Annotated in this window: 9 protein-coding genes and 2 pseudogenes; all 11 read right to left on the bottom strand. The window is 48.6% G+C overall.

The annotated features are described in order from the left end of the window. Positions 1–434: 434 nt before the first annotated feature. A complete protein-coding gene (locus K9N21_19240) occupies positions 435–803 on the bottom strand; it encodes a nucleotidyltransferase family protein (protein ID MCF8146046.1) in 369 nt (122 codons plus the stop codon). Positions 804–839: 36 nt separating this feature from the next. Beyond that, positions 840–1076: pseudogene (locus tag K9N21_19235) on the bottom strand (site-specific DNA-methyltransferase). Between the two features lie 20 nt (positions 1077–1096). Continuing rightward, positions 1097–1288 (bottom strand): annotated as a pseudogene (locus K9N21_19230) (hypothetical protein). A gap of 548 nt (positions 1289–1836) precedes the next feature. Further along, on the bottom strand, positions 1837–2193 hold the full coding sequence (locus K9N21_19225) for a HigA family addiction module antidote protein (protein ID MCF8146045.1): 357 nt from the start codon (positions 2191–2193) through the stop codon (positions 1837–1839). Beyond that, positions 2159–2452, bottom strand: coding sequence for a type II toxin-antitoxin system RelE/ParE family toxin (locus tag K9N21_19220; protein ID MCF8146044.1), 294 nt, complete (start codon positions 2450–2452; stop codon positions 2159–2161). The genes K9N21_19225 and K9N21_19220 overlap by 35 nt, the downstream gene beginning before the upstream one ends. A 536-nt stretch (positions 2453–2988) precedes the next feature. After that, complete coding sequence (locus K9N21_19215; protein ID MCF8146043.1) at positions 2989–3918, bottom strand: metallophosphoesterase; 930 nt, start codon at positions 3916–3918, stop codon at positions 2989–2991. Positions 3919–3938: 20 nt separating this feature from the next. Further along, a complete protein-coding gene (locus tag K9N21_19210; GenBank protein MCF8146042.1) occupies positions 3939–4259 on the bottom strand; it encodes a hypothetical protein in 321 nt (106 codons plus the stop codon). Between the two features lie 572 nt (positions 4260–4831). Then, positions 4832–5422: a hypothetical protein gene (locus tag K9N21_19205; GenBank protein MCF8146041.1), complete on the bottom strand. Its 591-nt coding sequence runs from the start codon at positions 5420–5422 to the stop codon at positions 4832–4834. 20 nt (positions 5423–5442) lie between these two features. Continuing rightward, positions 5443–6126, bottom strand: a complete 684-nt coding sequence (locus tag K9N21_19200) for a hypothetical protein (protein MCF8146040.1) — start codon at positions 6124–6126, stop codon at positions 5443–5445. Between the two features lie 1163 nt (positions 6127–7289). Continuing rightward, positions 7290–7952, bottom strand: a complete 663-nt coding sequence (locus K9N21_19195) for a hypothetical protein (GenBank protein ID MCF8146039.1) — start codon at positions 7950–7952, stop codon at positions 7290–7292. A 149-nt stretch (positions 7953–8101) separates the two neighbouring features. Next, positions 8102–9406 carry a hypothetical protein gene (locus K9N21_19190; protein ID MCF8146038.1) on the bottom strand — a complete coding sequence of 435 codons (1305 nt, stop codon included), beginning with the start codon at positions 9404–9406 and terminating at the stop codon, positions 8102–8104. Positions 9407–9465: the final 59 nt, after the last annotated feature.

Raw genomic sequence — 9465 nt, 5'->3', positions numbered from 1 at the left:
CAAAAAGGCCATGCTATTCTATCGTCCATCATCATCGCATATAACGACTACTACCAGAAAACCTTAATATGTCAGCAAGGTTAGATTACAAAAAGATCTCCGCATGTTGCAGAGAAGTTACAAACTAAGGGTCTAAACCCGCTCATCAATTGCTCGAAGGTCTTGGGCTGATACTTCCGGAAGCCCTCTTCATCCACGTAGACAAAATCGCAAACAAAATCGGACTGAACCCGGTTGATATCCTCGCACCACTGTCTCAGCCGCGCGCGCCATCTTTGCGAATTCAGGACGGCAAGGGCGGCATGAGCTTGTCCATGGTGGTCTCCCGCAGGGCCTCGTCCGCGGGAAACCATCTCAACTCCGGATCGAGAATCGCATTGGGCGAGGTGGGAAATCAGGATGCAGGGGCATCGGGTATCTCCCCGGAACAATAATCACGCATAGCAGGCCTCCTGATCGATGCGTCTCTTGAGGCGCTCGTTCATTCCTCGGCGGTATCGGATGACATCCACAGGCTTGCCAAAACGCGCCGTCAATTCCGCCTTGAGCACGGCCCTCAGGAACAGGTTCGGCTCCATCTCGACAACGATATCCACGTCGCTGTCAATGCCTCTTTCCCCCCGGGCAAACGATCCGAAAACGCCGATCCTCGTTACACCGTATTTGGTCCGCAACTGATCTTTGATACGTTGGAGTTCACGGATCACATCATCCGCCGAGAGGGATTTCCCGTTTATAGCGAAACCTCCACAATGGTCATGGTATCCTGCCCGAAAATAATCAGCATCTTGACTGCAATCCATCTATAGCTCAAATCCAAGAATATCAAGCCGTTCAGCAAAAAGCCCCATCTGCACGGCCGTTTCCGTCGGCTTTTCAACCCTCGGCTCGTCTACCTGCTCAATGGTCTAAAAGGGGAGAACGATATCGCAGGCCTCCCCGGTCTTTCCGCTCCAGTCCAGCCCCACCACCCACTTTTCCTCAAATAGCAGAAACCGATACTTCTCCGGCAACGGCTTATCCGCCTCAATAAACCGGATAATCTCCTGCTGTTCCTGCTCCGTCAATCGCGGCATAAGTGTCCTCTATTCGGTTCTTCGGCCTTCCCTGCCCCTACGGGTTGTGGGTCCAGATGCGGATCGTACGCATACCCCATTTTCGCGCCCGCATCCGGGTCCGTCTCCGGCGTCACCAACCCTACCGGCGGATTGTTGGCCCGCTGCTTGTCCGTATGCTCATACGACTCAATCGGCCGCTTGTTTTCGCCCTTTTTCTTTCGTGTCATCAATCGTCATCTCCAGTCCAGCTTATTTCTCCAGAATTCAACAGCCACGTCAACCTTCATCCATTTTGGGTTCGTTTTTGCCATAATTGCCTTTGATAACCTTAAAACCCATCCTCGTCCGATTGATTTTGACCCCCTGAAAAAGATGTGGTGAGGCCTGTCCATTCAACCCCCAAACCTACCTGGGGTCCAAGACATCGGTTATGGTTACGGCGCATTGAGGACCAAAATAGCGGCCTTATGCCAGGACCTCAGATAACGCGTGGATAACATATCTGGTTTCCGTTTGACAAAACGGATAAACAGGCCTGTCAGACCATCCCACTCTTCAAAACGCCCGGGAGGATGAAGTTGCCAGCCCAACTCCTCGAGAGTCCAGTTTGCCTTTGCAGAATTCCTTAGCATGGAAGTGCAAATGAGGTTCTCTTCGCTGTCAGCCCCACCACGTGATATGGGCACGATATGGAATGCATTATCCTTTTGATACTGGCAATATGATCTTCCATGTTCCCTTTTTGTGCCACTGAAGAGATCAACTCAAAGTCTGTAGGTTAAGCTGAACGGGGAATCGGTTCAAGGCGTGAGATTTCTTCTGCTCCCGGCCCGTTCATGGCATGCCAAAGATCCCAATCCTGCTGAAGACCAAGCCAAAAATCAGCCGGCATGCCCAGTACTTTAGCCAGGCGCAATGCGGTATCCGGCGTCACGGAACGGCGGCCGCGTACGATTTCGTTCAGTCGCGGATATGACACGCCGAGGTGAATAGCTAACCGACTCTGAGATATTCCCAAGGGCTTCACGAACTCTTCCAGCAACATCTCGCCGGGGTGTGTCGGCGGACGCTCCTTTGGCAAGCGCCGGTTCACATCATGATCAGTGATAATCGACGATTTCGACTTCGTAGGCATCTCCATCCTCCCATTTGAAACAGATCCGGAACTGCTGGTTTATCCGGATGCTGTATTGATCTTCTCTGTCACCGCGAAGACGTTCCAGACGATTACCCGGTGGGATGGAAAGCTCTCCGATTTCTCGGACACGATTTATTTGATCCAGCTTACGTTGGGCAATCGTCCACAAAAAGCGCGGGCAACAACTCCTCGCCGGCCCCGAGTTTCTGCCATCAAATATGTCTTCGGTACCTTGGCCGTGAAACGATTTTATCATGGATTATATTATAACGGTACCCATTATAGCTGTCAATCCAAATGCCAGCTACTCAGACCGGTATCCCAAAAGCCCCGCCGTTGGAAACCTGCTGGGTGAGGCTCGTAGCCAGCCGTCATATTTGAGGAAAGCGTGCGACGTTTTTACCGACGTTTCGGTCATTTCTACCGACGTTCTTGCCGACATTTCCGGCGTTTCTACCGAAGTTTCTGCCGAAACTTTCATATCCCCTTCATTGCTCTGATCCAGATTCAACCCACGCAGGTAGTCCTCCGCAAATGGGAATTCCAACAGAAATTCGTTCGGCTCATAGTGCAATCGGGGTTCAGGGCAGCGGGCATCCCCACGACTCAATTTCTCCTGCACGGAAGAAGGCATTGGCAATATCGGGGTTGAACGGTATGGACGCATGTTCACCCCGCAATATCTTCACTTCATTGATTCATTTCAATAGCTTGTCTTGGCGAAACCCCAAGGCATAAGAACTGAATTTTAAATGAACGTTCCTTCAAACGGTTGAGAGATCAGAAGCCTATTCATTCAGCTCCTGTCCATCTGCATACCGCTATTTCATTGGCAGCTATCAAACCTACCTCGTGGCCGCCATTTACCCAGGACCCGCAGTCCATCAGATAGTAGACTCTTCCTGCATCCGGCACCCGCACAAGTTTCGCCAAATGAGTATGGCCAAACACAGCCAATCTTAGGTCAATTTCGTCCGGTGTTTCGGCATCAAGGGTCTTTCCTGAGTTATACTTCTTCATGAGGCTCAGATAATACTTAAGGAATTGGTCCGCCTGGAACCCATAAGGATCTTTTACAGGAGTGAACACATTGTACTTTTTGAAAATCCTAAGAATCGAATCCCAGGCCGAACCCAAGATGACATCGATATCAGGATAGATGTATTCCATCATGCTGACAACTTTTGTGATCTCTCGGCCAATTACACCAGTCCAGCTTTTTTGGTTGTTGGCAAAATCTGCCTGAAAACCATGTTCGTAAATTACTGTTTTTTTATTACTAACTGTTGAATAGAACCTCCAGATTCTTCCGAACGATTCTTTCTCATTTTTGTACCATTCAACCAAATCAATATCATGGTTGCCGACCACACAAGTGCACCTCAATTCTTGAATTAACCCAGTGATGGTTGGATAAGCCTCTACAATCAAGTTGGTATTGCCCTTCGCCTGCCACAGATCAAACATGTCACCGAGCTGAACGATATCGATTTCCACCTCTTTTTTGAGATTTATCAAGAAATCAAGAAAACTTATGAATCTTTCTTCATAATGAGGATTGTTATCTCTAAAATCATCATTCGGTCCCTTTTCAAGGAGATGCATATCAGGTATGCAGATTGTGGGCTTGCTTGTGAAGTCATTTTCTGCCACAAGCCTGTAATCCTTATAGACCTGAAATCTTCCCTCAGCCTTTCTAATGAGGTCATCTATGCCGAACATGTTAAGTTCCTTTCTTACCTCTATTTACACACCTCAATTTTGTAGACTACCTCCTCGAATCGCATCTTGCCATTCTTTTCGATTTTTTGTGGCTTTGTATAAAAGATAACTGTTTTGCCTTTGTATATTCTAGCATTTTGGCTCAGGCCTGAGTCTATCTGAGGTATTGGTGTAACCTCTGGAGTGCCCAAAGAGTTCTTGATCTCATTCCAGGGCATACCCTGTTTATATTCAAGACAATGAATATTATTCTTGAATTCGCCCAATGTCTCAGGACCGGAAAAGGGCGTGCACGCTGCCGCTGCCAATAAGACGATAAGAAACAATATTAAGTGCTTCATATTTTGTCCTTTGCTCGAAACTATGAGCCCCGCTCTTAAACGAGATTGTGTTGATTCACGTCCTTATGGGGGATAGATCTATATCATTTGCTGTGGGTCTCTCACCAGGTAACTCAGGGTCCTGACCTAACCGTAGAAACAAAGTTCAGGCATCCTCGGTCTCTGTCGTCGGTGATGAGTCCTTTTGGGAACCACGAATAATCGACAGTCTCCCCTGGTGAGCCCTCATGGTGCCTTGCCGGCTAAGCTGTCACAGTACGCATTGCCATCAGCCGACAAGGTCCCTGGCATCTCGCCCAGACTCTTGCCACCCAGACCGGTATGATCACGCCAAAGGCGTGACTCCTGGATCAAGGGCTTCTATCTGTCAAAGAGCTGTGGGTTCACCCCGTTGAATTTTCCGAAGGGAACCCCATTCAACTGGGATGAACATTTATCAGCCTCTGGCTGATTCATTACTCCCGCTTTGCGGGATTATCTCTGTGAACCGCCCCTTGCGGACCCGCATGAGGGATGGTGTGGGGGCTGGGGGAGAGAAACCCCCGGCTACCCGATTATGCGACGCCCGTCTCCTACTCAGCCTTAATTTCCTCAACTCCGCTGCTTCCTTCGCCCAGGCTCGCGAAGGGATTACGCTTCGATCCCGACTCGGCACACAGATGTCGGACCATCTTCTCCGCGTCTTCGACCATACGCTCAACTGAGCCAAGGCTGCACAACTTCTTCCAGTCCGGCTGAGGGTATCGAGCCGTTTCGTCGTCTGGATCGCCGACCACACGGTCGCTTGGCACCGTACGAGTCTTCCCATGCGCTAAAGCGCCGCGCAGACGCAACATGTCGCGCAGCGTCTGAAAAGGGCGCCTAGCCATATCCACCGACAGATGGAGCTTGTCGCGGAGCAACAGCAACTTCTCTCGAGGGCCGAGCTTTCTCTCGAGTTCGCTCCAGTCGCGTACTCGCTTCTGTCCAAGATGGTTCAAGTATCCTTCGACGGTGAACGCAGCGAATACTCCCGCCATCATCGCGAAGTAGAACCACCCCTGCTGCTGCTCCTGCGCCTTCTTCAACGCGTCACGAGCGGCGACCCGGCAGTAGACGTACGTATTGGTCGTCGTGCTTGCCTGAATCCGATACTTTTTCCGCACTCCCATCATGTCATCCATGGTTAAACAAAAAGTACGTATTAATTTCCCTTTCTTAGTACGCTAACAGCGTCTGGCAACCTGACGTGCTCCTTGAGAAATTTAGAGAAATCATTTGAGCACTCGATCAAATCTTCAATTACTTTTTTCTGCTCCTGCAGATGGTCGGACAACACGAGGCTGGTATTTTTGCTATGCTGTCCCAGTTCGCGGAGATATGATTCGCCTCCAGCAACGAATTTCACGTGATTCCAATTTAGCAATGCTGTTTGAATCGTTGCAGTAATGCCCTCTTTTGTAATTGTTGCTTTTTCTTCGATGTCGTACATACCTCGTAAGACTATAAACATCGCACTCATTTTTGACTGTATGAGAAGAGAAATCTTTCTTCTAAGATCCGGAGCGAAAAGCTTCAGAATTTCTCCCGAAGTGCGATCTGTGATTTGATCTATAAAAATGTTAAGTCGTTGAATCTGCGCATAGAGACCACTCTTAAATTCTTCAAGTAAATACCCGTTGTCCTTTTCATCTTTATCACGCGACCTCTCAATTATAACAAAAAGCCGTTCCGCATTCTCAATGGTGTCCTCTAGAGAAAGCTGTATTTCAATGAATTTTCTTTGTATCGCCTTATCTCTACTGGATTTAATCGCCTTCCAAGATTCGGCAACACCTTGTGTGAAAAGTTTAAACAGTGAAACTAATGGGCCAAGAGATTCAATCATGATAATCGTACTCCCAATTCTGTCATTGATATTTTATTATGCCTAACGTTGAGGGTAACCGGCGAGCTTCAGCGAGTCCGTGTTGACCCTTTGGTGTACGCCCGGCATGGGCGTGAACTTATGGGGTGAAAGTCCCCTATACGTGAATCCTGTTAAGATTTTGAACATATTAGCAAAAGTATTAGCCGACGGCAAGGGCGGAACCGCGAGGGACCGTCCGGAGGAAGCCCGAGTGCAAGACTATGAGCCGACGAATCCCGCTGATAAGCGGGACATACAAGGCCCAGTCTGAGGGTAAGTTAGCACAACATAACGAAGCCCCGGATTCAGGAGATAGGGTAAATGCCTCGGCTGTGTAGCGAAAGTTCACGTTCTTATCCGGGGAGATCTGTCTCACTTGCTGTGAGCCTCTCACATGGTAGCTCCCGGCTCGGACCCAACCGGGGAACCAAGGTCCTGGTATCATCGGTGGCTGTCGCCGATGATGAGTCCTGACGGTGCTCAGGAATAACGAATAATCGATAGCCTCCCATCGTGAGCCCTCATGGCGCCTTACCGGGTAACCTGTAAAATGATGGGGCAGAAGTCAGCCGAGGCCATAGTAGCCCAATGCCCGGGGGACATGGCGAAGGGCCGAACACAGAGCAGGAAAGGAGCTTCTATGAGTTCTCATGACACAAAGAATCCGAATGGAGGAGTGGCCATGAGGCACGTCATGGAATCGCCCGATCCAAAATTCATTGGTATCGTTCAAAAGGTTTGGCATTTGTATTTTTTGACAGAAAGCCCGAGTTCTCATATGCACGGAACGACAGGCTGGATACGCGCCGGTCTTGCAGTTAAACATTCTTATAGGGATGAAGATTTCAAAAGCTGTTCTACGAAATGTAACTTACTGTATTTCCTAAATATTATAGGTCTTGAGAAGTCTATCTTCTCTTGTGACCAAAGGCACCGCTAAGGGAATTCATGGGCCATTTCCAAGCTGATTTGAATACGAATTTGCTGTCTTCACACAAACAGCTTTTTTAGGCCATGCCAAACCTTTTGAACGATACCAATTCATTACTCCCGCTTTGCGGGATTATCTCTGTGAACCGCCCCTTGCGGACCCGCATGAGGGGTGGTGTGGGGCTGGGGGAGAAAAACCCCCGGCTACCCGATTATACACGGGTTGATTCAATTAATTCGGGCAAATCGGCTAATAGCTTTTTCACATCTGATGGATCTAAATCCGGACTATTATGTGCTGCATTATTTCCAATGGTAGCAAGAACATCAATTTGTTTCATCTTAACCTTGGTATAATGTTGAAGGCCATAAAGGGCCATATTGAAATCGTTAATGGTAGGTCGTTTCTTTGTAGGGGTACAATTTAAATTTGCACATGTGCTACGCAAATGTTCTTCCAAAACTGCGCGCCCTATTACGCCCGCTGCAAGATGATAACCACTTTCCAACAAGTGCTCTCCTTGCTCAATCAAATCTGCCAGTGTTTCGGCCCTAATTATACCAGAGAAAGTTTCAAGATGGTCATTTTCAAACTCATGAGCTATTGCTTCCAATGTCCCGATAACAGTAAGAGCAAAAACCAATGTATTTCTTTCTGGATTAGCAGAAAACACCTCTTGCCAAGGTTTTGCAGCAAGGCCTAACTGGTGACCAAATGATTTTACTTTACCCCACCACCTATGCAATTTTTGCAGATCGACAAACGTCGGAGCACCAATAACATTTGTATTAAATTTAGAGGCAACAACTGATTTACCTTCTTCTATCAGCTCATTGTTAATTTTAAGAAATCGATTTCTTTGCGTTAAGTTCATCAGTTTCCTCAATGTATAACACCGGGCCTAACCGGCGTGAAACCACGCGGCCAGTGAAGCTTCGGAAAGCACCGAACAATGTGTCCTGCGTGGTTTCGCGTCCGGTTCAGGCCATCGTTGGGGCGTCTGCAGCAGTCGGCGCGAGATACTCATCTTAGTCCTGATGCGGAGGGCCTCACTGAACAATCTATAACTCGAGCAGCGATCACGTGGGCCGCATTGTCAGGCCGGGTGGCCAAATTGCTGACAAACTCTCGTGCCTCTTCCAGATGATGTGACTTAGGCTCCCTGAAATATTTGCCACCCTCGTCCTTAAACCACATAAGGATAAAAGCGCCGTGTGAGCATGGTATCGAATCCATGTAACGCGGCAGTTGGCGAGTAATCCCGACCTTCACTTCTTTATGGTGCGCGAGTTTAAATTCAGCAGCAACGGAAATAAGTTCAGAATTCGCGTTCGTTGTGGAGAAACGAAAATCCAGTGCCCCAGACCCTTCGTCGCTCTCCCGAATAACATGTACGCCAAATGGTTCAAGTGCCATCTGTAAAAACACATGCAGGATCGGCTGAATTTCCGTTTCATTTTTTGGTTTTTTTGGGATTTCGATTTCCTGGTTGTTCAATTTAATCTTGCGCGAACCATCCCAAAAGGGCTCAATCAATCGCCTTGTTTCTATATGATGAACCAGAACCTTATCGACGGCCGACAATACTAGGGAATGCAGTTCAACTTCGCTAGATGGTGCCGAAGGGTGTAGGGCCTTTAGGGATGCCAGAGCTACGGATACACTTTCGCGCACATTGCCTAAGTAATACTCCTCTGCTGCATCCTTGTAGGCGCTTCTGGTTGTAACTAGGCTGGTGGTTTGGGTAAGAAGCCGCTGGGTTGCCTTGAGGCCATGAGTAGTGATTAGTGCCGTGACCTCCTCAGCTGAGATCGCCTTCCCGTCGTTCAATCCGAGCTCTTTGATAGCACGATTTGTCGCAGAAAGTGCGGCGAGCTTCTCGGGCATCGGATCAATGCCGAGGAGTTCCATGCGTTCCCGATCCTCTTCGGTAAATGGAGTATCTGGCGCCCGTATAGTGTCTCCGTCCAAGCGCTTTGGGAAGCAGGCTTCTACAGCCACGCAGGGGTAAAGCCCGCGGTTGTCTGTTAGGTAACGTGTGGGTACGAATGGTTTTCCATTCTCGTCCGTGACAAATACAAAATTCTTTGAAGCCTGAAAGATCAGATCTTCCTGTTCGTTTTTCACGATAAGGAAGCGGATTCTTGCATCACCTAGGCGTGTTGCTACTTGACAGGTGCTGGGCTCAAAGCTTTTGGGGGAGATTGGCGTCACGAACCATACGCACGAACCAACTTGTTCAGGATCGGCAGCAGAAACCTGCTCTTTTGCCCCCTTACTTAAGTGCATCGATTGGATGTCGATAGGAATACTAAAGCCTGGTCGCAACGACTCCTCCTTCTTGTAGCCATGGAGCATTTAAGAAATGGTTGGTACTGCCCCCCAGC

This window comes from Deltaproteobacteria bacterium, assembly GCA_021737785.1.
In the GTDB taxonomy this organism is placed as follows: Bacteria; Desulfobacterota; DSM-4660; order Desulfatiglandales; family Desulfatiglandaceae; genus AUK324.
The sequence above is the reverse complement of the archived record's forward strand: the minus strand, read 5'-3'. Positions and strand labels throughout refer to the sequence as shown.